Raw genomic sequence first — 22,492 nt, forward strand, 5'->3', positions numbered from 1 at the left:
GGTAAGTGATCGGCAGGATGCTGGTCAGGATCTTGATTTCAGGAATCATCAGGTATGGATACCCAATATTCAGGGCTTTCGGCTCCTGCGGCTGATGTAATGCCGCCTTCAATGGCCTCGGCCGCCGTCGATGATGTACTTTCGACGCAATCCATTTGCAAGCGTTCGCACGGCCACGCCATATCACTGCTTGATATTGCGCCCCACCATCGCGTGCTCGATATGTATGGCTCCGGTCAGCAGCGCATGCATCTGATCGCCAGTAAACTGGACGAGCGTGGTGAACTGGTCGCCAATATCATGGGAGCGCTGTCTCTGGAAGGTATCGAGCGCCGATATACCCCCAACAACGTCATCATGGCGCGTTTGAACGATCAACGGCTGTCCTCGGAAGAGGTAGGAGTCTTTGATCGTGTACTGCTTGATATCCCAGCACTGATTGGGCGCCATTTAACGCCACGTCAGCGTTCAGAGCGTTTGGTATCACTGCTGCTTCGTGCCATTTCGCTTTGCCGGAATGGCGGGCGAGTGGTGTATATGACGCATGATCATCTGGCGCAAAACAATGAGATGGTGATTGACCAGGTGATAAACGATGCCCACAAGGGCGTCGCGCTTCGCAATATCGTGCCCCCTCATGCGATCGGTAGCCCGGGCATGACCTTCTGTGGCGGCCAGCAGCTGGATCCAAGGATTGCAGGAACTTTCCATATTGGTACCAAAGCGAGCAGTGACAAGCGCTTTCTGGCCGTTTTCGAGTGTGACTACAACTGAGCTGGTGTCAGCATCGACGCCACTTTCGACCATCACTACAATGACGCCTCTTTTGCCTTCCCGGTACCGAGGATGTCTTACCTGATCGTTCATCTGCGCCGCTCATGCCAATCCATTGGATCATGGGTGGCGTATCAGCTTATTGACCTGCGTGTATCACCGGCGGGGCTCGCACTGGCGGCCATCGCATCCGGGGTCGCCACACTGCCTGCACTTTATGCACATCAAACGCTGCTGGCAGCGTTTTTTATCGCGCTGTATCGCCTCTTGAGCATTCTTTCGGGCCGGATTTCCAAAGCGATGGGGCACCTCGATATCAGGCAACGTTATCTGCGCCCCTTCATGGAAATTATTCTGGTGCTGTCGGTCATGGGCGGACTGTCACTCTATCAACCCGAAAAATTTTTCCTGCCGGCGCTAGTGCTTTTAATCGTGACGCTCGTGTTTGATCTTGAACGACGATTGACTGCGCTGTTGCTGGAGGCTCAGGAGAGGGTTGCCAAAACCGGCAGGGTAGAACGCCTGATGGACGGAGTTACCGGTAGCCCGGGACGAACGATTCTTTTGATCGCTGCCTGTTATGAGCCAACATGGTTTTTCTGGAGTGCCCCGGGGTTTGCGGGGATCTGTCTGACGATATTGGTCTGGCGGCTGATTTCCAACTATCGCCAGTTGGGGATGCATTCAAGGGACTGGTTTTTTATTGAAGTCGAAACATCTGAACCTGGCGCATCGAGCGGGGCAGATTCTCAAGGTTAAAAAAGGACAGACATAAAAAAGGCAGCCCGCGGGCTGCCTTTTAAACGCTAGGCGCTGGCAATCAGTGCTGATGGCCGCCTTCGCCGTGCACGTGGCCGTGCTCGAGTTCTTCGGCGCTGGCTTCACGTACGGATTCAACGCTGACATCAAAGTTCAGGGTCTCGCCTGCGAGCGGATGGTTACCGTCAACAGTGACCGTGTCACCTTCAAGCTTGGTCACGGTGACCAGCAGCGGGCCGCCTTCGGTCTGTGCCTGGAACTGCATGCCCGGCTGAATGTCTTCAACGCCCTGGAAGGCATCACGCGGTACTTCCTGAACCAGAGAGGGCTGGACTTCGCCATAGCCTTCGCTGGGCTCAACGCGCGCCTGGAGAGTATCACCAGTGGATTTGCCTGCCAGTTCCTTTTCAAGGCCCGGAATAATGTTGCCGGAGCCGTGCAGATAGGAAAGCGGATCACGACCTTCAGAGCTGTCGAGGACTTCGCCAGCGTCGTTTTTCAGGGTGTAATGAAACGCTACTACCGTGTTCTCTGCGATCTGCATGATAAGGGTCCTTTTGCGTCGGTACGTTTTAGGTTGCTCTGAAACTGTCGGGGGCATTGTCTCCATGGATGGCCTCCATGAATGCGTGCCGACGTGCTTGTTTACCAAGATGGCGACGGCCACATGTTTTTCAACCCCGGGTGATCCATCAATTACGCTTTTTTTGCGATATCATGCCAACATGATGCTTGCCTGGATGCAGGGAGGCGTCATGACAGCCCGGCTGCACAGGCATTGTGCCCGGGGTCAAACCAAATTATAGATACTTAAATATTTGCGCAGGAGAGCTTATGACCATTGCTGTCATCTGGATTGTAATCTTTGCCATTGCTACGGCTCTGGCATGGAAAGGCTGGGAAAGCGGCTTTGGCAAAATGGTCAATCGCTGGGTACCCGCCATGCTGCGCCTTGATGATGATCAGGGCAATCGCATTACATGGTCGGTCGTTGCCGGGGTGCTGTTGGCGACGCTGATGACCAACCCCGCTTCCATGCTGCTGACCCTGATTCTGATTGCCCTGATCGCTGTGATCGTTCGGGTCGTCATCCGCTTTGCATTGAGCAAGGTGCACTAAAACACAACGAGCGCCTCTGATCGTACCCGATAGGGAAATGACAGATCATCGTTTTGAAAGTGCTTTTACTGCATATCATCAAAAAGGGCTCCCTTGGGAGCCCTTTTGACGTTGCAACTGCTGTTGGAGGGTCTCAGCGAGTGATCTGCTTGTACTCACCGGAATCGTTGGTGGCCCGGCTGACCACCACGATGGCAATAAAGGAGGCGATGAAACCGGGAATGATTTCATAGACCCCAGGGCCACCCAGAAACGCTGCGTTCCAGCCCAGCGCAATCCAGACCATTACCGTCAGGGCTCCTGTGACCATCCCTGCGATGGCGCCAGCACCGTTGGTACGTGACCACATCAGTGACAGCAGAATCAGCGGGCCGAAAGCAGCACCAAAGCCTGCCCAGGCGTTACTCACAAGTCCCAGCACCTGAGAGTTCGGATCGGAGGCGATGAAGGCAGCCACGATACCTACCAGCAAAACGCTGACTCGACCTACCGTAACCGCTTCCTTCTCGGAGGCTTCCTTGCGAAGAAACAGACGATAGAAGTCTTCGGTCAGTGAGGATGAGGCCACCAGCAGCTGACTGGAGATGGTACTCATGATGGCCGCCAGCAGCGCGGCATAGAGGAAGCCGGTCACCAAGGGGTGAAACAGCAGATTCGCCAGGATGATAAAGATCGTTTCCGGATCATCGACCTGCATGCCGTTGCGGACGGCATAGGCCCGACCGAAGATCCCCAGCGAGACGGCACCAATCATTGAAATGAGCATCCAGCTCATGCCGATGTTTCGAGCCACGGGGACATCCTTCAGGGAGCGGATGGCCATGAAGCGCACAATGATATGAGGCTGTCCGAAATACCCAAGCCCCCAGGTGACAGCCGACAGCCAGCCGACAAGGGTCAGCCCATCGGTCCAGGAAAGCAGTGTGGGATCAACCTCATTGAGGGTCTGCGAGGCCTGTGAAAAACCGCCGCCGCCTTCACCGAAGAGCACCACGGCCGGCATGATCACCAGCGCCAGCATCATGATACAGCCCTGTACGAAATCCGTCAGGCTGACGGCAAGAAAGCCCCCGACCACCGTATAGACCAGCACCACGCCCAGGGTAATGACGATGCCGGTGCCATAGTCGCCCAGGCCGCCGATATTGATCAGACCGGAGAAGGCGCTTTGAAACAGCTTGCCGCCTGCGACCAGACCCGAAGCGGTATAGATGGAAAAGAAGACCACGATGACGATTGCGGATACCACGCGCAAGGCCATGGCACGGGTAGGAAAACGATTGGCCAGGAAGGCGGGAATCGTAATGGCGTTGCCATAGTGCACCGTCTGTTCACGAAGACGAGGGGCCACCAGCAGCCAGTTGAAAAAGGCCCCTACCAGTAGCCCGACTCCAATCCAGGCTGATCCCAGGCCCGAGGCGAACATCGCACCGGGAAGTCCCAGCAGCAGCCAGCCGCTCATGTCCGATGCCCCTGCTGACAGGGCAGCGACCTGTGGGCTGAGCGTTCGACCACCGAGCATATAGTCTTCGGAGGTGGAGGTGGATGTGCGCATGGCGTACACGCCGATCGCGATCATGAGCGCAAAGTAAGCGAAAAGGCTGATCCAGACACCGATAGCCATAGAATTCTCCTGTGTTCTGATTATTAGGCCGGAATGTTTCCTGCAAGCGTCATGAGCAGGCCGCGCGCGGATGGAAAACCCTTTTTGACGTTGTTTTCAACTACAAATGGTGATCCACCGCGCGCGTGACTTATGGGGTCTGGATCAACCATCACCCATGGCCAGCAGGGAGGCATTGCCCCCAAGCGCTGCCGTATTGATCGTCCGCGTTTTCTCATTGGCAAAGCGCAGCAGATAATGAGGTCCGCCAGCCTTGGGACCGGTGCCCGAGAAACCCTGTCCTCCAAAGGGTTGAACACCGACTACAGCACCGATGATATTACGATTGACGTACACGTTGCCTACTCGAATGCGACTGGCCACGTGGTTGGTAAACGTCTCATTACGGCTATGCACACCAAAGGTCAGGCCGTAGCCGCGTTCATTGATGGTGTCGATGACCTGATCAATCTCGCTGGCCTTGAACGTTGCCACATGCAAAATGGGGCCGAACTGCTCGGTCTCCAGTGCATCGATACCATCGATTTTGAACGCCGTGGGTGCCACGAAGGTGCCGTTGGCTGCAATGGCCGGATCAATTTCGGTCTCTGCAATCAGGCGGCCTTCGCCCTTGAGTCGATCGATATGGGCCTGGAGGCCTTTACGGGCATCCTCATCAATGACCGGGCCAACATCGGTGGCAAGCGTGGTGGGATCGCCAATATTGAGCTCGGCCATCGCACCCTTGAGGGTTTCGATGACGCGCTCGGCGATGTCCTCCTGAACGTACAGTACCCGCAGCGCCGAACAACGCTGACCGGCGCTCTGATAGCTTGAGGCCACCACGTCCTTGACGACCTGCTCGGGCAGGGCCGTGGAGTCCACGATCATGGCATTCAGCCCGCCGGTTTCTGCGACCAGTGTCGGCAGTGGTGCGTTCTCACGGGCGGCCAGCGAGCGATTGATCAGCTGCGCGGTCTGGGTGGAGCCAGTGAAGGCCACACCGGTAATGCGACGATCGCTCGATAGCACTGAGCCCACCGTTGCACCATCGCCCGGCAGCAGCTGGACGACCTCACGCGGCATACCGGCTTCATACAGAAGCTCGATGACGCGGTGCGCAATCAGAGAGGTCTGCTCGGCGGGCTTTGCCAGCACGGTATTGCCGGTCACGGCAGCAGCGACAGTCTGACCACAGAAGATCGCAATCGGGAAGTTCCACGGGCTGATGGTGGCAAAGACGCCCTTGCCCTGCATGATGAGTTCGTTGGACTCTCCCGTAGGGCCGGGCAGTGCCGTGGCCGCTTCAAAGATTTCCCGGGCACGCGCAGCGTAGTAGCGGCAGAAATCCACAGCCTCGCGAACTTCGGCGACGCCATCGGGCAACAGCTTGCCACCCTCCATGCAGCACATGGCCATCAACTCTGGCATATGCTTTTCCATCAGATCGGCGAAGCGCTCCAGAATGGCGGCGCGCTCCTCGACCGGCGTGTCGTTCCAGTCAGGGAAAGCCTTCCACGCGACATCAATGGCACGTGAGGTTTCCTCGGCACTGGTCCAGCGCACCTTGCCGATCCTTCGGGTGTGATCCCAGGGGCAGATGACGTCGTGTTGCTCGCCGCTTTTGTCCTTCAGGTCGAATCCCACCAGCGGGCCGGCGCTATAGTCACGCTCGAAAAAGGGCGTCATCTCAGCCATCAAAGGCTTGAACTGGCTGTTGACGTTAAGATTGATGCCCCGGGCGTTGCGACGCCCGTCAGGGAAGATCGCCTCGGGCATGGGGATTTGGCTGTTGAAATACTGGCCCACGCCGATCAGGTTCTCGACCGGGTGAACACACAGGGATTCGACCGGCACGCGCGGGTCGACCAGCTGGTGCACGAACGAGGAGTTGGCGCCGTTTTCAAGCAGGCGGCGTACGAGGTAGGGCAATAGATCCTTATGGGCGCCGACCGGGGCATAAATGCGACACCAGGTGCCTTTTGGGGCCTGCTTGAGAGCGGCTTCGTAGAGTGCCTCGCCCATGCCGTGCAGACGCTGGAACTCAAAGGCGCGATCCCCCTGATGAGCCAGATCGATAATGGTCGAAATGGTGTGCGCATTGTGGGTGGCGAACTGCGGAAACAGGCGGCCACGGGTGTTGTCGGAGAGCAGATAGGTCGCGCAGGCCAGGTAGGAGACATCCGTGCAGGCCTTGCGGGTAAAGACCGGATAACCGTCGACGCCAAGCTGCTGGGACTCCTTGATCTCGCTGTCCCAGTAGGCACCCTTGACCAGACGAACGGGAATTTCATCCCCCTGATCGTTGGCGACATGTGTCAGCCACTGCAGTGCCGGCAGCGCACGCTTGGAATAGGCTTGAATAACAAGGCCGAATTTGCCCCAGCCTCGGCAGGCGCTGGAGGTATAGACCGCCTTGAAGACTTCAAAGGACAGCTCGAGCCTGTCCACTTCTTCGGCATCAATGGTCAGAGCTACATCAAGACTGCGCGCCAGCTCCGCCAGCTGTTGCACGGTGCCCACCAGTTCCTGAAGCACCTGTTCGCGGCGACCGGATTCATAGCGAGGGTGCAGCGCCGAAAGCTTGATGGAAATCGAGGGGGCAGGCGTGCTTGAAGAGAGCTTCTGGCTGGTCTTGCCAACAGCGCGGATAGCGTTGGTGTAATCGTCGAGATAGCGTTTGGCATCCTGACGTGTCAGCGCTGCTTCCCCGAGCATGTCGTATGAGTAGGTGTAACCCTTGTCAAACTGCGGCTTCGAGCGCTTGAGCGCTTCATCGATATCACGGCCCAGTACGAACTGGCGACCCATGACCTTCATCGCCTGGCGCATGGCCTGGCGAATGACCGGCTCGCCCATGCGGTTGACCATGCGATTGATGAAACCTGCCGGACGCCCATCCTGAGGATGATCCAGCTTGATGACACGCCCGGTGGTCAAAAGCCCCCAGGTTGAGGCGTTAACGAACCAGGACTCGCTTTGACCGGCGTATTTCTCCCAGTCACCGACACTGAGGCGATCCTCGATCAGGGCGTCGGTTGTGGCGGTGTCGGGCACGCGCAGCAGGGCTTCTGCCAGGCACATGAGCATCAGGCCTTCCTGAGTGCCCAGGCTGTACTGTTGCAGGAGCTCGTCAATGGAATCCACCGCGGTATCCATGGCACGAACTTCGCGCACAAGGGCCGCTGTTCTATCAGCAATCCGCTTGAAATCCTTGTCATCGGTCTGCAGAAGTTCGATGAACTCCCGAACCAGATCATTTTCGTTAACGATGTAGTGATCGCTGATGCGGTCAAAAAGGGCTTCAGGCGCCTGCTGCCAGGTTTTGGCATCCAGTATTTGTTGGCTATTAAGCATAGTGAAGTTCCTTGCCGCGACGGGCAGCCAGCGCTGATGGAGGACACACATAAAGGCAGTGTACCGATGGCTGGCGGTTACAAGAGGATGGTGGCTCTTGCGACTTTAGGTCGCGGCGAGCAACGCCGTCTTGTCGATTTGCCGGAAAGGATTGTCAGATTGGCGGGAGTTGCGCAGCCCTTTGGGTAAGGCAAAAAAGCGGGCTTCTCATCAATGATTCTTTAGTCTTAATTTAAGATGGCGCCCATCCCCGTAACAGGATTTACGAGGAAGAGGGCTGGCGCAGCGCACCGGGGGCATGACCGAAATGGCGCCTGAAGGCATGTGACAGGGCGCTTTGATTGGCAAAGCCCGAGCGTTCGGCAATATCGATCAGTGGTAGTCGGGATTCCAGCAACAGTTGTCGGGCGGCGTTCAGGCGCTTGCGTAAAATGTATTGATAGGGCGGTAGCCCGGTTCGGATACGAAAAAGCTCGGTGAAATGAGCGCTGGAAAGATGCACCAAGCCTGCCAGGTCTTCAACGCGAATGCCCCGGGCCAGATGCTGGTCAATATATTGATCGAGTCTGGCCAGATCGAGCCGGGACTGAGGCGTTGTCTGCCGGTCGAGCAGGCGATGGGAAAGAATCGAGAGCAGGGTGGTAATCAACAGATCGCGGTCGACGTCCGGCTGATGGGTAATCTCCTCGACCATGAAGGTGAGATAGGCTCGGGCGGCACTGTCGAGTTCGAAATGCAGGGGGGAAGAGAACAGCTGGAAGTGATGGCGATAGGCACCTGACAGGCCCGGTGCATCGTCAAAGAGATCAAGCAGTAGCTGAGAGTTTTCCCCAATGCCACGGTAGCAATGCTCGCGGTCACCTGGAATGGTACAGCCCTGAAACGACGAGATATGCAGTGGTTGCCCATCGATGATGATTTCCGCTTCGCCTGCCAGGCCAATCACGATCTGATGAAAGGGGTGCGAGTGCGCCTGGGAAATCTCCTCGAGGGGCGCGCGGCGAATGACGTTGGTACTGGTCAGCGAGATGGTCATGGCAATTCAATATCCGAACAAAAGACGCTTGTCGGCCCGGTTTAAAAGGCGCGTCGGTCATTGAGTGACAGTCTCGCCGCCAGATGCTCGCGCAGGGCGTGAATCTCTTCGAGTCCTGCGGCTGAAAACAGCGCGCCGCCCTGCTCGAAACGCCAGGGCTGGCCATGGTCATCCATGATGGTCTGACAGCGTCGGCGCACGTTCTCGAGATAAGGGTCGTGGCGAATCGGATAACCGACGATAGTATACCAGCGTGCTTCTGAAACGCGGTTTTCCAGCGTTTCGTCAAGCAGGTGCAGCAGATCGTCAGCGCTGGTGCGATATCGCGGCGTTCGTGACAAAAGCAGTGCCGCGACCATGAAACCGCAGATCAGCAGACAGACGACAAAAGTCAGCAAAAAGGTAGCCATGGGAGTCATCGGTTGCTGGATCAGGACACCATTCTAGCATGTCCTGATCGATGACCGAGAGGGTCAGCGTTTGGGTAGGCTGTCGTTGATGGCGCCCTCGCGACTACGACGAATGCGTTTGAGCCAGAGCTGTCTGGCATGATGGCGAAGATTGGAGACATCGTCGGTTTCATCGACGATGTCCTGTCCCAGAATGGTTTCAAGAATATCTTCCATCGTCAGTACGCCCACCCAGTTGCCGTGAGTGTCATAGACCACGCACATGTGATGGTGATCATTGAGCATGCGAATAAATACCTGCTCAACGCTGTCCTCACTGTCCACCGAGTCGATCGGGTGCATGATTGACTCAAGCGAGGCGCTATCGTCGGCATGGTAGGCATCCATCTTGTGGATATAGCCCATGGTCTGTTCCGGCGGCGTCATGACGGGATAACGCGTGAAGGGCAGATCGCTGTAACCGGCATCAAATTCGGCAACGGTCATTTCAGGCGTCACGGTGGTACATACCGTACGGGGTGTCATGACATCGCGGACCGGAATATTATGCAGGTTCAGGATGTTGACAATTGTCTTGCCTTCATCGGCATCCACGACGCCGCGCTCCTGCCCCAGTTTTGCCAGCGCCTTGATTTCTTCACGCACATCAACATCGTCTCCTGTGCTGTCACCGATTCGACGTGTGATCTGCTCGGACAACCATATAAAGGGCAGCAGCATCCAGATCATTCCCTTGAGCGTTGGTGCCAGTATCGGGGCCAGCTGGCGCCAATAGCGCGCACCAATGGTCTTGGGCAGGATCTCCGATAACACAAGAATCAAAAGCGTCATGACCGCTGAAGCCACACCGATCCATGTTTCTCCAAAGACGGCTGAAACCTGTGCGCCTACACCCGTTGCGCCGGCCGTATGAGCGATGGTGTTAAGTGTCAGAATGGCGGCCAGCGGGCGGTCGACGTTGTCCTTGAGCTGGCGCAATGAGTGATGCAGGGCGGGTTTTGATTCCTGCAGGCGAGCAATATGGCTGGGGGTGAGAGAGAGTAGCGCTGCTTCAAGCACAGAACAGATAAAGGAAATGCCGATTGCAGTAAGGGCAAAAACGATCAGAAGGATCATGGGGGCTCAGCGTCATGGTTAGTATGGCAATTAATGACATCTCTATTGGGGGGATAAATTAAGGAACCATTAAATTGGTCTGAATTGAGTAACGTCATGTAAATATTAAGATTGGCTTTTGGCTCAAGATCAGAGATTTCAGGGCCAATATGAGCGCATTTTGTCGTCGTTTTGCGACATCAATTAAGTATATTTAATGTATTTTTTTCAAAATTAAATAATTTGATCACAAAATATGCTTCTTTTAATACTTTAGCCTTGTAGGGTGATGAGTATAATTCGTCCGAAATTCTGATTATTAATTCATGTGATGTTAAAAGGCTTACGCACTCGGCATGCAATCTCTTGACTCGCTCGAGCTGGCCATTCTGACCCGCCTGCTCAACACCGGCCGATATCAACGTGTCTACGTCAAGGCAATTGAGTTCGGAGTGACGGATGTCGAGTTTGCGCGTGCTATACGCTATCTCTTCCGTAGAGGGCTTATTGATGCAATATGGCAGAATCATGCCCGGCATCACCTGATACTGCGTCTGTTCAAAGGCGCTGTCTTCGATCAATGCTGCGGGCGCATCACAGAGCATGGTCTGGATGTGATCATGACGGGCTAGAGAGCGTTTTCGAAGTATTCCTGCCATTCACTCTTGCGTTATTGCCACGCATGCAAATATGCAGCTGCCAGCCCCGGTGGGAGCAACAGCCTGAAAAGCGGGAGCCAGAATGCGAGAAGCCATGCAAGGGCGTTCGAAGTGCCCTGCATGTCATGTGTTCATAACGTGCAGGCAGCTTAAAAGGGGCAGCACACTCTAAAGTGTCATGACACCGGCATAAAAAAACCGCCACAACGAGGTGGCGGCCATGCAAGGAACAGTTAAACCAAAACGCATTCCTCAGCGACTGAAGAAGAACGTCTTGCCTATTAAGACCACCCTGTTGCCGGTTTGATCCCTAAAATCGAAATTTTTTTTACTCGATGCTTTTTCGCCCCAAAAACAGCACTTTGTAGCGCACGACTTGTGTTTGCCGGTGGGGGCTCTTATGATGAGCGCCATGCGGGTATAGCTCAGTTGGTAGAGCGTCAGCTTCCCAAGCTGAATGTCGTGGGTTCGAGTCCCATTGCCCGCTCCAGATCCCTCCCGGTACGTTTTCCAGCTACCTTCAGAGCCTCTACAAGGCAAGGCCTGCTATTACAGCGCTCTGTACGGCATCCTTGCAGCCTTAATGCCATCCAGTCTGAATGAAAGAAAATGGGTCGATGATCGTCTGTGGGCGTCTTGTGCCCGAACGTGTCTGTGCGGCAGTTTCGGGGCATAAAAAAACCCCGACATCCTTGCCGGGGTTTCATCCTCCAATGACAGACATTGCGGCCGACTACCTCTTCCCTGAGCGTCACTCTGATCCATCAGAGTGCCGAATGTCTGCACGCCAAGACTGTAAAAGGAAAGGTAGAAAAGCTATACAGACATTGCAAGAAAACTTGTACATTTCATGAGTCTTCATGCTCGTTGCAATACTTCAAGTATGGCGCTCGAGTCGTTGACGCTGTCGGGCCCGAGCATTCGCTCGACTCTGCGCTTTGATTTGTGGTGATCTTTCTGCTTTTGGCCACGCTTTAGCGACCCGCAACGGTTTTTGAAAGGGCAGGTTCAGCGCTGACTGAAAAAGTGAAGGACGCGGTCCACGCCCAGGCTATCCGACCAGGCCGCCGGTGTCTGGATGACCGCAATGAACATCTGATCTTCAACGTCCACATACTGTTCGAGATCGGCAAGAATCAGGTCGGGTGTGGCCATGGTTCTGACAAGCCAGGTGGTTTCAAGGATATGCAGGCTGTCTGGATAGGCTGCCAGTGCCCTGAGCAGGTGATGATATTCCTGGTCGGGACGCTTCAGGTCGCAGGTAATCATGTAGTCGGCCATGGATGGCTCCTGAAAAATGCTGCCCGCAAAACGTGCCGGCAGACCATAGGTCATGATGTTGTCGGTGCGAGCGCGAGTCGAATCAAGCGGTTTGCGTCGACGTATCCATGCGTTGAAGCTGGCTAGCCGCCGGGGCCGGTTTCCATGCAATGCCGTGCCATGGCCGGGCCCTGCCTGAGGCGAGCATTGAGATCGCGCAGTGCCGTGCGCAAACCTTCTTCGATACAAGGGTGATAGAAGGGCATCTCCAGCATCTGTGCCACCGTCATGTGCTGCTGATGACACCATGCCAGTAGATGGCCAAGGTGTTCTGCCTGGGGGCCAAACATTTCGGCACCCAGAAAGCGCCCCGAGCCCTGCTCGCCGTAGACGCGCATCAGGCCACGATTCTGGCGCATAACGCGCGCACGTCCCTGGTGTTCAAAATTGACCTCGCCGATGGCATAGCTGTCGCACGGACGCTTTTCGATCTCGGACCACGAGTGTCCGACGGCGGCAATCTGCGGGTCGGTGAAGACCACCGTCAGCATTGAGCGTCGACGGCCGGCACGAATGTTCGGATAGCGTCCGGCATTGTCACCGGCGATGCGTCCTTCATCCGAAGCCTCATGTAGCAGTGGCAACTCGGCATTAACGTCGCCTGCGATAAAGATGGACGCAAGCGTGCCATCCTGGCGTTGACACTGCAGGGTATAACGATCAAATACCGGTAGTCCTTCGTTCATGCGCAGATCGGCGCGATCAATCGCCAGTCCTTCAAGATTGGGCGGGCGTCCTGTAGCGGCGAGCAGATAGTCAAACGACTCGGTGATCTCATGGCCGCTGTCACGTTCGACAAAGGTGATCTCTATATGATCATCGACGAGGGTGACGTTGCGCGTTTGCGCTTGCGGATCGAGATGGAATTCCTTGTTGAACTGCTGATCGGCGTAGTCGCGAATGTCAGGATCGCTGATCGGGCCGACAGATCCGCCAATACCGAACATGCGCACCCGTACGCCCAGCCGGGAGAGTGCCTGCCCAAGCTCCAGACCCACTACCCCTGGCCCGAATACGGCGACCGATTCGGGCAGGTCGTCCCAGTAAAAAAGGTCGTTGTTGGTCACAAGACGCTCACCGGCGGCCTTGAGGAAGTCGGGGTAGTCGGGGATGGAGCCAGTGGCGATAACAATGCGTTCGGCATGAACGCGGGTATGCTCATCAACGATGAGGGTGTTGTGATCTTCAAAGATGGCGTGGCCTTGAAGGCGCTGTGTGGCATCGATCTCTTCTACCGAGTCAATGACGCCTGCCACGAAGTGATCGCGTTCGCGCTGAACGCGCGCCATGACCTCACGGCCATCGATGCGAATGTCACCGTCACAATGGACGCCAAAGGCGCCGGCATCGCGTGCGTGATGCGCGGCATCGGCGGCTGCAATCAGAAGCTTGCTGGGCATGCACCCGACTCTGGCGCAGGTGGTGCCATGGGGGCCGCCTTCGATCAGAACGATGTTGTCCGTGTATTCACAGGCTGCGTGATAGGCCGCAAGGCCGGCGCTTCCTGCGCCGATGATCGCAACGTCTACATGTCTTTTCTGCATGCTTGAACTCCATTCCATGGATAAACCGTCGAAGGTTGCGCATACAAAAACGGCCACCCAAAGGTGGCCGTCATGATCAGGCGAATGATCGATTGATCAGGCAACAGCCTGATCAAGATGCGCCTTGAGATCTTCTGCACCGCCGATATGGCGTCCATCGATCCAGACCTGCGGTACGGTGGCATGGCCGGTCATGGCGCGCAATGAGCGGCTGGTGATGTCGCGGTTGCCGATGGTGATGTCTTCATAGGCAATGCGGTTATCGGCCAGCGCCTGCTTGGCGCGTGCGCAGTGCGGGCAACCCGGCTTGCTGATAATGGTAGCAAAACTGGGACGCTCTGCCTGCGGATTGAGATAATCGAGCATGGTGTCGGCATCGGACACTTCAAAGGGGTCGCCCGGCTTTTGCGGCTCGATGAACATCTTGTCGATCTTGCCATCGCGAACGACCATCGAGTAGCGCCAGCTGCGCTTGCCAAAGCCCAGATCGGTCTTGTCCACCAGCATGCCCATGCCTTCGGTGAAGTCGCCGTTACCGTCGGCCAGAAGGGTCAGATGCTCGGCTTCCTGATGCTCGCCCCAGGCTTCCATGACGAAAGCGTCATTGACGGACAGGCAAAGGATTTCATCAACGCCGCTGGCGAAAAGCTGCTCTGCCAGTTCGTTATAGCGCGGCAGATGCGTGGAGGAGCAGGTCGGCGTGTAGGCACCCGGAAGGGAAAAAACGGCGACGGTGCGGTTGGCAAAGATGTCCTTGGTCTGAACATCAATCAGCTCGCCGCCCTTGCGCTGCTTGAGGGTGACTTCCGGTACAAGCTGTCCTTCACGATTTTGCAATTCCATCGTTTGCTCCATGTGTTATTGAAATACTGCGGTGACAGGCACCGCTGCCAGAAAACGTGCTGCAGTATATGTGTTTGAGCCCTATCGTTATATTTGAATAAGACAAAGGTCGTAATAGAAAGGGATAATTGGAAAGATTTGGCTAATATTATGACGCCTTCAGCACAGCCCTTTTCCTAGCGATAGCAGTAGTGAATGTGTTCCTGCTTGCGTGGCCCCTCGACCGTCCAGGTCAGATCAAATCCGCTGTCTGTCATGATCAGTTCGCCGCTGTAGAGGTCGCGAACACACAGGTGCGGCGCAAGGCTCATCAGTCGATTCTCTTCAACCACCACCAGTGGAAACAGAAAGACCGCGTCTTCCGGCCCGCGGCGCTCGTGATAAAGCTCCAGGCGGTCTTCCACCACTTCAAAGCGATAGATGTTGCTAAAGGCCATCCGGCGGCCGTTGGCATGCGTGAAATGTCCCTTTTCATGAAAGCGAAGGGTTGGAGTGTCTCCGCTGACCGTAACCTCTCCAGTCCCCTGGCCGGCCCAGTCGCTTGAAGATTGCGGACCGGGGGAGGCGGTAAAGGAAAGCGTACGGGTTGCCTTGAGGCGCTCGGTCAGGCGTATAATTGTTGTTAACCTTGAAAATCTATCTGGTTGACGAAGCATATGGGCTATCTACTCGGGGTCACACTCTTGTGGTCCTTCTCGTTCAGTCTGATCGGCGTGTATCTGGCCGGTCAGGTGGACAGCTATTTTGCCGTATTAACGCGTATCACGCTTGCCTGTCTGGTATTTTTGCCTTTCCTTCGACCACGCCTGCTGGACCGGCGCCGAACGCTGGGGCTGATGGGGATAGGCGCCGTACAGCTTGGGTTGATGTATGTATGTTACTACCAGTCCTTTGTGCTGCTCAGCGTGCCCGAAATTCTGCTGTTTACCATCTTTACGCCGATCTACATCGCGCTGCTGGATAACCTGCTGTGTCGTCGACTGGACATGTTCCAGCTGGCGATGGCCGGGCTTGCCGTGCTGGGGGCGGCACTGATTCGTTATCAGGCGCCCGGTGACGACTTCTGGACAGGCTTTTTCATGGTTCAGGGGGCGAATCTTTGTTTTGCGATTGGTCAGGTTGGCTACAGGCATCTCATGCGTGACGTTGAAGGGACATTCCCCGCGATGAACGTTTTCGGCTGGTTCTACGTCGGGGCGCTGCTGGTGGCCCTGCCGGCCTGGGTGTTGCTTGGCAACAGTGACCATCTGCCTTCGACGCCGGTGCAGTGGGGCGTGCTGGCCTGGCTGGGCATGGTGGCATCCGGCGCCGGCTATTTCCTGTGGAATCAGGGCGCCCGGCGGGTTGATGCCGCAACGCTTGCGGTCATGAACAATCTGCTCATTCCTGCAGGGCTTCTGGTCAATCTATTGATCTGGAATCGCGATGCGGACCTGTCGCGAATCGCCCAGGGTGGGGCGGTGATGCTTCTGGCCCTGCTGGGCAGCGAGTGGTGGCGTCGCCGCTCAATGCGCTCATCTGCGGTCGCGGCTGAATTTTCATGAGGGTGTGGTTTACCCCCGTGCGGCGCTGAACGCATAATGCCGGCTCGATGAAACAGTCTGGACAGGGCATGACACAGTTCAACCGGGTAGGGTTGGTGGGGCGGCCTGACAGTGACAAGGTCGTTGAAACACTTGAGCGTCTCATGGTGTTTCTGGAATCGCGTGGGCTTGAGGTGCATCTCGAAACGGAGACCGCCAGGGCCTGCTCGATTCGACATCATGGCAGCATTTCGCTCGAGGAAATCGGTCGTCAGTGTGATCTGGCCATCGTGGTCGGCGGTGACGGCAGCCTGCTCGGGGCTGGACGCATGCTGTGCCGTTTCAATACGCCCATACTGGGGGTCAACCGCGGTCGACTGGGGTTTTTGACTGACATTAATCCCGATGAGGTCGAGCATCGTATTGATGAGGTGCTCAACGGGCAGTACGAAGTTGAAAGGCGCTTTTTGCTGGATACCGAGGTCAGGCGCGATGACGTCGTTATCGGGTCGGCCTGCAGCCTCAATGATGTGGTGCTTCATCCGGCTGCTGCAGTGCGCATGATCGAATTCGAACTCTATATCGATCGTCAGTTTGTCTATCGCCAGCGCTCCGACGGGCTGATTGTTGCCACCCCGACCGGCTCCACGGCCTATGCACTCTCCGGGGGCGGCCCCATCCTGCACCCCCGCCTCGAGGCCATTGTGCTGGTGCCCATGTTTCCTCATACCCTGTCGAGCCGGCCCATCGTGGTCGATGCTGCCAGTGATATTCTGCTTGAGGTCGTGGACAGCCACGATGCCGAGTTGCAGGTCAGCTGCGATGGGCAGATGAAAGTGGTGGTGCAGCCCGGCGATCTGATCTCCATTAGAAGAAAGCCTGAACATCTGAAGCTGCTGCATCCGCCGGGTTACAGCTATTTCGAAGCCTGTCGCAGCAAGCTGGGCTGGAGCAGTGGCCTTGCTGGTTGAGACAGAGCCCGACACCCCGGCCTTGAACACCGACGGTTTTGACCTGATCGGCGATGTTCACGGCTGTGGCGACCTGCTCGAAAGTCTGCTGGAGCAGATGGGATATCAACGGCGGAATGGCGTCTATACGCACGCTTCCCGGCGCGCCATCTTTCTGGGGGATCTGATTGACCGCGGTTCACATATTCAGAAAGCGCTCGAGATTGTGCGGACCATGGTGGATGCCGGCACCGCGCTGGTGGTGATGGGCAACCATGAAGCCCACGCCCTGAAACATTGTCTGGGGCAGGGTGGGCGGGGCTTTACCATGCCACGCGCAGGCGGGCGTAGTGAACGAGTCATGCTTGAGACGCTGCAGCAGTTCGAGCGGGCGCCAAGGCTTTGGGCGTCGTATCTCGAATGGTTTCTCGAGATGCCGCTTTGTCTTGAGTTTGAGCGTTTTCGTGTGGCGCATGCCTGCTGGGATGAAACGCTGCTGCGCCCTTTTCTCAATGATCATCCGGATGGTGGAATCGACAGGCATTTTCTGGCAGCAGCCAGCGTTCAGGGCAGTCCCGAGCACCGCATACTGGATCGCACGACACGCGGCACGCAGCTTCGGCTGCCAAACGGACAGGTCATTCGTTCGATGGACGGTGCCCATCGAAGTGTTTTTCGCACACATTTCTGGGCGCGTTCGCCGCAGTCCTATGGCGATGTGGTCTTTCAGCCCGACCCGCTGCCGCCCGAGTTTGAGGACCATCCGCTTCGCGACGAGGAACGCCGACGACTGGTGCATTATGAATCATCACAACGTCCGCTTTTTGTCGGCCACTACTGGTGTGAGGGCATTCCAAGCCTGCCGACGGCCAATATTGCCTGTCTGGATTACAGCGCCGTGAGAGGCGGTCGGCTGGTGGCCTACCGGTTTGACGGAGAGTCAGCGCTTGATGCCGGGCGGTTTTGCTGGGTCAGCGCTTGAGAGGCAGGGGCGTCCCTGAAATAAAATTCGGATTTTTTTAATGCGTCCGGAACTTTTGAGTCACACTGTCGTCAGAGTAAGTGTTCCCTTGAATGATCCCTTGCTCTTGTCCGGCGGACCCTCTCCGCCGGACTTCTTTTTGTGTTTGTTATTCAACGTCCGAACCCATGAGCATGACCGGCTGGCAGGTCCCAGCCTCAAATGGAGTGAGCATGCCTCAGGCGCTGCGTTTTCCTCTTGATGCCGATATCGAAGGGCTGCGTCACGCACTCTGGAAACATCGCATCGGACACCACTACTCGCGCGATCAAAATGGACAGGTACTCTGGCTGATAGAGGACGTTCAGCTTGAAAAGGCGCGTGAGCTGATCGACAAGTGGCACAGGGGCGAGGCCATGATTCTGGACGGTCAGGACGCGCCGGTTGCACGTGCGGGTTCGGTCACTGGCGCGCTGCGCTCGGCACCGGTAACGACGGTGGTCATCGCCATGTGCCTTGCCGTGTTCGCCTGGCAGGGCATTGATAATATTCAGGCGCTCACGGCACTGGCCATTGCGCCCATTGCCATCGAGGGCCAGCAGCTTTATGCCTCAACCCTTGGGTACGCTCTGTCGCAGGCGGAAATCTGGCGCTTGTTCTCGCCGGCCTTTTTGCACTTCAGCCTGATGCATCTGGTCTTCAATCTGCTCTGGCTCTGGTATTTTGGCCGCCAGGTAGAGGCACTTCAGGGGCGCTGGCGTCTGCTGGCCCTTCTGATCTCGGCCATGCTGGTGTCCAACCTGGCTCAGTACGCCACCGGCACCGTTCTCTTCGGGGGCATGTCGGGGGTCGTTTATGCCCTGGTCGGCTTCGTCTGGCTCTATTCGCGACTGGTACCCGGTAGTGGTTTTCAGTTTCCAGCCATGCTGATGGTGTTCATGGTGGGGTGGCTGGTGCTCTGCATGACGCCCGCGGCGGATTGGCTCGGCTTTGGCAACGTCGCCAACGAGGCCCATCTTGGCGGGCTGCTACTGGGGCTGGCGGCCGGACTTCTGGGGTCACGCTTTCACCCACGCCGGACGGTGCCCCTGCCCGAAGACAGACACAAGGATATGGATGGATAAACCATGAGTGACATGAACTTTGAGCGCATGATCGAGCAGCTCACACCGCAGATGTATGAAGGCCTCAAGCGAGGTGTCGAGCTGGGCAAATGGCCGGATGGTCGCGCCCTGAGCGCCGAGCAGCGCGAGCTGTGCCTTGAGGCCATCCTTCGATTTGAAGCCAGGCACAATGTGGCGCCCGAGCAGCGCACGGGCCATATTGATCATCATGGCTGCGGCAGCGACAAGCATGGCGAAGCCCGGGGCGACACCATTAAATGGGTCAACTAGACCTGGAATCGCTCTGGTGTCTCCAGACCCCCGCCGTTGAGAGGCTTGAACGGGTAGGCGGTCTTGCCCGGATGGCGATTACAGCGGATGCCACGGGTCGCGCGCACTATCAGCTGCGCGTTGGCGAGCGTGCAGAACCGCTCAACGCCTGGCTGGGGCATGATATTGCGCTGCGCTTTGACGGGCATATTGTCTGTGTCCACTGCCAGCAGGCCACCCGCAAGAGTTTTGGCCAGGGCCATTGCTATCGCTGTTTCAAACGCTTGGCTCGCTGCGATACCTGCATGATGGCACCCGAACGCTGCCACTATTTTCAGGGCACCTGCCGTGAGCCCGAGTGGGGCGAGCGTCACTGCTTTGCACCCCATGTGGTCTATCTGGCCAGCAGTTCGGGGGCCAAGGTCGGCATCACCAAGCCCTCACAGATGCCCACACGCTGGCTTGATCAGGGCGCAGTCCAGGCGCTGCCGATCCTGTCGGTCGCGTCACGTCAGCAGTCGGGGATGGTCGAGGCACTCTTTCGCAGTGAGATCAGCGACCGAACCCACTGGCAGCGCATGCTCAAGGGTGACACCGCTGACGTTGATCTCATCAACCTGCGGGATGATTTGATGACAAGACTGGCTCCGGGGCTTGCCTCGCTCAGGGCGCAGTTCGGAGAGGAAAACATTCGGCCACACCCCGAGCAGGCGGTGGCCCGCTTCGACTATCCGGTGCTGGCCTGGCCCGAGCGTGTCAGGGCCTTCAACCTGGATCGCACCGCGCAGGTCGAGGGGCGGCTTATGGGGCTGAAGGGCCAGTATCTGATCCTCGATACCGGCGTGATCAACCTGCGCAAGTACACCGGCTATCAGGTCAGTGTGACGCTTTCGGCCCGCTCATGAACCAGTCTGATGGCGCGCAGACGTCGGTATGAGCCGACGCTTGCGCTCCATCTGCTCCAGAAACCATGCCATGACACGCCGATAAAGCTCCGGCCCCAGCACAACATCTTCCACCCCGACATCCAGGTTGGGGTTGTCGTTGACTTCGATGACCACCACTCGATCACCGCTTTGCTTGATATCGACCCCGTAAAGGCCGTTGCCAATCAGTCGGGTGGCCTTGAGCGCGGTTTTAATCACCTTCTCGGGTGCTTTTGCCGGGTCCATGGTTTCGAACCCGCCGCTGCGTACCCGTCCGCCGCTGTGGTCATAGATCTGCCAGTGGCCACGGGCCATGTAATAGCGGCTGGCAAACAGCACCTGACCGTCGAGAATGCCGATACGCCAGTCGTATTCGGTGGGCATCCACTCCTGAAGCAATAGCAGGGCAGAGTCCTCAAAAAGCCGCCGCGCCTCTTCGATCAACTGCTCTTTTGAGCTGATCTTGACCACCCCGCGTGAAAAGGCCCCATCGGGTATTTTCAGCACCTGCGGGAAAGCAAGGGTGTCGGCCAGTGTGCCCAGACGGTCAAGGTCGCCGCGATTGAGCAGATGTCCTTCGGGGGCTGGAATGCCGCGAGCACGTAACAGGGCATGCAGGTAAACCTTGTTGGTGCAGCGCAGAATCGACTGGGGATCATCGATCACGACCAGCCCTTCATGCTCGGCCCGGCGCGCCATGCGCCAGGTATGATGATCAAGACGCGTGGTTTCACGAATGAACAGAGCATCGAACTCGGCCAGTCTGCCTTCGTCACGTCGGGTGATCAGGCTGACGTCGATACCCATTGAGCGACCGGCGCGTATGAACTGCTTGATGGCGCTCTTGTTGCTGGGCGGCATGGCCTCTGATGGATCAACCAGAATGGCCAGGTCGAAACGATAGCGCCGTTTCGCAGCCGGAGTACGCCAGACCTGCCGGGAGTGGGCGTTCAGCGCCCGGGCAAAACGATCTTCTTCCTCCGGCGCCACGTCCTTGAGCGAGAGCGCCCGCAGACGTGCCAGCCGCCAGTCGCCGTGGCGTTTAACAAGCCGAGCTTCCATGATCGGGCAGGGCAGATGCGAAAAGAGCCGCCGCCCGAGTCGAGCCAGCGACTCGCTGCCGGTATCGCCAAAAAAAACCCGTAGATCCAGCCGCTCACCCTGCAGGGCGCCGCGACGGTTCAGATCGGCCATCATGTCGTTGAGGCCGTCGAGCTGCAGATCGATCAGTGCCTTGCGCTTGAGCTGATTGAGCGTTTCCACGTCGGGCTGAACGCGCTGGCCGCGGGCCTGGGCCAGCAATGACACGTAGTAGCCGGTCTCCAGGTAGTCGAGACCACTGCACAGGTTGATGACATGAGTAGAGCGATCCTGATCCGTGCTTTCCTCGAGTGCCAGAAAATCATCGGCGCTGATCAGGTCATCACTGGGATAGTAGGGACGCCAATCACTGGGGTGATCCACAACAATACGCAAACGTGACATGACGCACTCCGCAGCCCTGGAAGGAATATGCGCATCATAGGACGTCGTTGACCATCGCGAAACAGTGTCAGCGACTCATGGCACATGATTGTGACGTTGCCATCATCGCGGCATGGGGTTGTCGGGACGGGCGATCAGCAGTCGGTGATTGCGTCTATAAACCATGATGTCGAATGCACCACATGGCAGGGTCTTGTGAGCCGTAAAATGATAGGATTGCGGCCCTTTGGATTCTGGCCTGGAGAAGAACGCATGGCTTTCACGCTGCGCGCAGCGGAGGGTAGGGATGCGGCAGCACTCAATGCCCTGGAGCGCACCTGTTTTGGCGATAATGAAGACAGCTTCAGCCCCTCACAGCTGAAGTATCTGGTCACGAAGGCCAACGCTCAGACCCGTTTGATCATTGATGATGACGGCGAGCTGATGGGCTATGGAACGCTGCTGTTTCGTCGCGACGAAAAAAAGGCGCGTCTGTATTCCTTTTGTCTGCACCCGGACGTTCGCGGTCAGGGGCTGGGACAGCGCCTGCTGCTGGCACTGGAAGCGGTAGCGTTGACGCGAGGCTGTGACAGCATCTATCTGGAAGTGCGGGCCGATAACCGCGCGGCGATCTCGCTGTATCGCCGGATGGGTTACGAGGTGCTGCACTGGATGGAAGATTACTACCACGATGGCTGCGCAGCCTGGAAAATGATTCGTGCGTTGGGAGACAGTCTCGACACGACGTCGTGATTCCCTGCAGGTCTCGGGAAAGG

General features: G+C 57.1%; 22 protein-coding genes and 1 tRNA gene. 11 read left to right on the plus strand and 12 right to left on the minus strand.

Going from position 1 to position 22,492, the window contains the following annotated elements:
- Positions 1–54: 54 nt before the first annotated feature.
- Entirely contained in the window at positions 55–774 is a 720-nt protein-coding gene (locus tag B9G99_RS13010) for an RsmB/NOP family class I SAM-dependent RNA methyltransferase (RefSeq protein ID WP_086622539.1), read from the plus strand.
- Positions 775–900: 126 nt separating this feature from the next.
- On the plus strand, positions 901–1,533 hold the full coding sequence (locus B9G99_RS13015; RefSeq protein ID WP_148663954.1) for a hypothetical protein: 633 nt from the start codon (positions 901–903) through the stop codon (positions 1,531–1,533).
- A gap of 61 nt (positions 1,534–1,594) precedes the next feature.
- Here B9G99_RS13015 and B9G99_RS13020 read toward each other — a convergent pair whose 3' ends face one another.
- Positions 1,595–2,077 carry an FKBP-type peptidyl-prolyl cis-trans isomerase gene (locus B9G99_RS13020; protein ID WP_086622541.1) on the minus strand — a complete coding sequence of 161 codons (483 nt, stop codon included), beginning with the start codon at positions 2,075–2,077 and terminating at the stop codon, positions 1,595–1,597.
- 290 nt (positions 2,078–2,367) lie between these two features.
- Between B9G99_RS13020 and B9G99_RS13025 the strand changes: the two genes are divergently transcribed.
- Entirely contained in the window at positions 2,368–2,652 is a 285-nt protein-coding gene (locus B9G99_RS13025; RefSeq protein ID WP_086622542.1) for a hypothetical protein, read from the plus strand.
- Between the two features lie 133 nt (positions 2,653–2,785).
- On the opposite strand, the gene putP is transcribed toward B9G99_RS13025, so the two are convergent.
- The 6 genes from putP to B9G99_RS16775 all read right to left on the minus strand — a co-directional run bounded on the left by putP (position 2,786) and on the right by B9G99_RS16775 (position 10,812).
- Complete coding sequence (putP, locus tag B9G99_RS13030; RefSeq protein WP_086622543.1) at positions 2,786–4,276, minus strand: sodium/proline symporter PutP; 1,491 nt, start codon at positions 4,274–4,276, stop codon at positions 2,786–2,788.
- Between the two features lie 144 nt (positions 4,277–4,420).
- The gene (gene putA / locus B9G99_RS13035; protein WP_086622544.1) at positions 4,421–7,612 is read right to left on the minus strand and encodes a bifunctional proline dehydrogenase/L-glutamate gamma-semialdehyde dehydrogenase PutA; all 3,192 of its coding nucleotides are present in this window, start codon (positions 7,610–7,612) and stop codon (positions 4,421–4,423) included.
- Positions 7,613–7,874: 262 nt separating this feature from the next.
- The gene (locus tag B9G99_RS13040) at positions 7,875–8,648 is read right to left on the minus strand and encodes an AraC family transcriptional regulator (RefSeq protein ID WP_086622545.1); all 774 of its coding nucleotides are present in this window, start codon (positions 8,646–8,648) and stop codon (positions 7,875–7,877) included.
- 41 nt (positions 8,649–8,689) lie between these two features.
- Complete coding sequence (locus tag B9G99_RS13045) at positions 8,690–9,058, minus strand: hypothetical protein (RefSeq protein ID WP_086623475.1); 369 nt, start codon at positions 9,056–9,058, stop codon at positions 8,690–8,692.
- A 63-nt stretch (positions 9,059–9,121) separates the two neighbouring features.
- On the minus strand, positions 9,122–10,174 hold the full coding sequence (locus tag B9G99_RS13050) for a CNNM domain-containing protein (protein ID WP_086622546.1): 1,053 nt from the start codon (positions 10,172–10,174) through the stop codon (positions 9,122–9,124).
- A gap of 179 nt (positions 10,175–10,353) precedes the next feature.
- Positions 10,354–10,812, minus strand: coding sequence for a hypothetical protein (locus tag B9G99_RS16775; RefSeq protein WP_148663955.1), 459 nt, complete (start codon positions 10,810–10,812; stop codon positions 10,354–10,356).
- Positions 10,813–11,226: 414 nt separating this feature from the next.
- Here B9G99_RS16775 and B9G99_RS13060 point away from each other — a divergent pair.
- A tRNA-Gly gene (locus B9G99_RS13060) sits at positions 11,227–11,302 on the plus strand.
- Positions 11,303–11,820: 518 nt separating this feature from the next.
- On the opposite strand, the gene B9G99_RS13065 is transcribed toward B9G99_RS13060, so the two are convergent.
- The 4 genes from B9G99_RS13065 to B9G99_RS17075 all read right to left on the minus strand — a co-directional run bounded on the left by B9G99_RS13065 (position 11,821) and on the right by B9G99_RS17075 (position 15,175).
- Complete coding sequence (locus B9G99_RS13065) at positions 11,821–12,093, minus strand: hypothetical protein (RefSeq protein ID WP_148663956.1); 273 nt, start codon at positions 12,091–12,093, stop codon at positions 11,821–11,823.
- A gap of 122 nt (positions 12,094–12,215) precedes the next feature.
- Positions 12,216–13,676 (minus strand): dihydrolipoyl dehydrogenase, encoded by a 1,461-nt coding sequence (locus tag B9G99_RS13070; protein WP_086622549.1) that lies wholly within the window; start codon positions 13,674–13,676, stop codon positions 12,216–12,218.
- 96 nt (positions 13,677–13,772) lie between these two features.
- Entirely contained in the window at positions 13,773–14,519 is a 747-nt protein-coding gene (locus B9G99_RS13075; protein ID WP_086622550.1) for a glutathione peroxidase, read from the minus strand.
- 176 nt (positions 14,520–14,695) lie between these two features.
- The gene (locus B9G99_RS17075) at positions 14,696–15,175 is read right to left on the minus strand and encodes a DUF6314 family protein (RefSeq protein ID WP_227875815.1); all 480 of its coding nucleotides are present in this window, start codon (positions 15,173–15,175) and stop codon (positions 14,696–14,698) included.
- On the opposite strand from B9G99_RS17075, the gene B9G99_RS13085 reads away from it, so the two are divergent.
- The 6 genes from B9G99_RS13085 (at position 15,176) to B9G99_RS13110 (ending at position 20,231) form a co-directional block, all read left to right on the plus strand.
- The gene (locus B9G99_RS13085) at positions 15,176–16,063 is read left to right on the plus strand and encodes a carboxylate/amino acid/amine transporter (protein WP_086622552.1); all 888 of its coding nucleotides are present in this window, start codon (positions 15,176–15,178) and stop codon (positions 16,061–16,063) included.
- A 68-nt stretch (positions 16,064–16,131) separates the two neighbouring features.
- Positions 16,132–17,013: an NAD(+) kinase gene (locus tag B9G99_RS13090; RefSeq protein WP_086622553.1), complete on the plus strand. Its 882-nt coding sequence runs from the start codon at positions 16,132–16,134 to the stop codon at positions 17,011–17,013.
- Positions 17,003–17,974 (plus strand): metallophosphoesterase, encoded by a 972-nt coding sequence (locus tag B9G99_RS13095; protein WP_227875816.1) that lies wholly within the window; start codon positions 17,003–17,005, stop codon positions 17,972–17,974. The genes B9G99_RS13090 and B9G99_RS13095 overlap by 11 nt, the downstream gene beginning before the upstream one ends.
- Positions 17,975–18,186: 212 nt before the next feature.
- A complete protein-coding gene (locus B9G99_RS13100; RefSeq protein WP_086622554.1) occupies positions 18,187–19,077 on the plus strand; it encodes a rhomboid family intramembrane serine protease in 891 nt (296 codons plus the stop codon).
- 3 nt (positions 19,078–19,080) lie between these two features.
- Positions 19,081–19,347: a YeaC family protein gene (locus B9G99_RS13105; protein ID WP_086622555.1), complete on the plus strand. Its 267-nt coding sequence runs from the start codon at positions 19,081–19,083 to the stop codon at positions 19,345–19,347.
- Positions 19,335–20,231 carry a DUF2797 domain-containing protein gene (locus B9G99_RS13110; RefSeq protein WP_227875817.1) on the plus strand — a complete coding sequence of 299 codons (897 nt, stop codon included), beginning with the start codon at positions 19,335–19,337 and terminating at the stop codon, positions 20,229–20,231. The genes B9G99_RS13105 and B9G99_RS13110 overlap by 13 nt, the downstream gene beginning before the upstream one ends.
- Here the strand turns inward: B9G99_RS13110 and B9G99_RS13115 are convergent.
- Positions 20,226–21,737 carry a RimK family protein gene (locus tag B9G99_RS13115; protein ID WP_086622557.1) on the minus strand — a complete coding sequence of 504 codons (1,512 nt, stop codon included), beginning with the start codon at positions 21,735–21,737 and terminating at the stop codon, positions 20,226–20,228. The two genes, B9G99_RS13110 and B9G99_RS13115, sit on opposite strands and share 6 nt — an antisense overlap.
- A gap of 252 nt (positions 21,738–21,989) precedes the next feature.
- Here B9G99_RS13115 and B9G99_RS13120 point away from each other — a divergent pair, with 252 nt between their 5' ends.
- Complete coding sequence (locus tag B9G99_RS13120) at positions 21,990–22,469, plus strand: GNAT family N-acetyltransferase (RefSeq protein WP_086622558.1); 480 nt, start codon at positions 21,990–21,992, stop codon at positions 22,467–22,469.
- Positions 22,470–22,492 lie beyond the last annotated feature (23 nt).

Origin of the sequence: Kushneria konosiri (assembly GCF_002155145.1) — a bacterium.
Lineage (GTDB): Bacteria > Pseudomonadota > Gammaproteobacteria > Pseudomonadales > Halomonadaceae > Kushneria > Kushneria konosiri.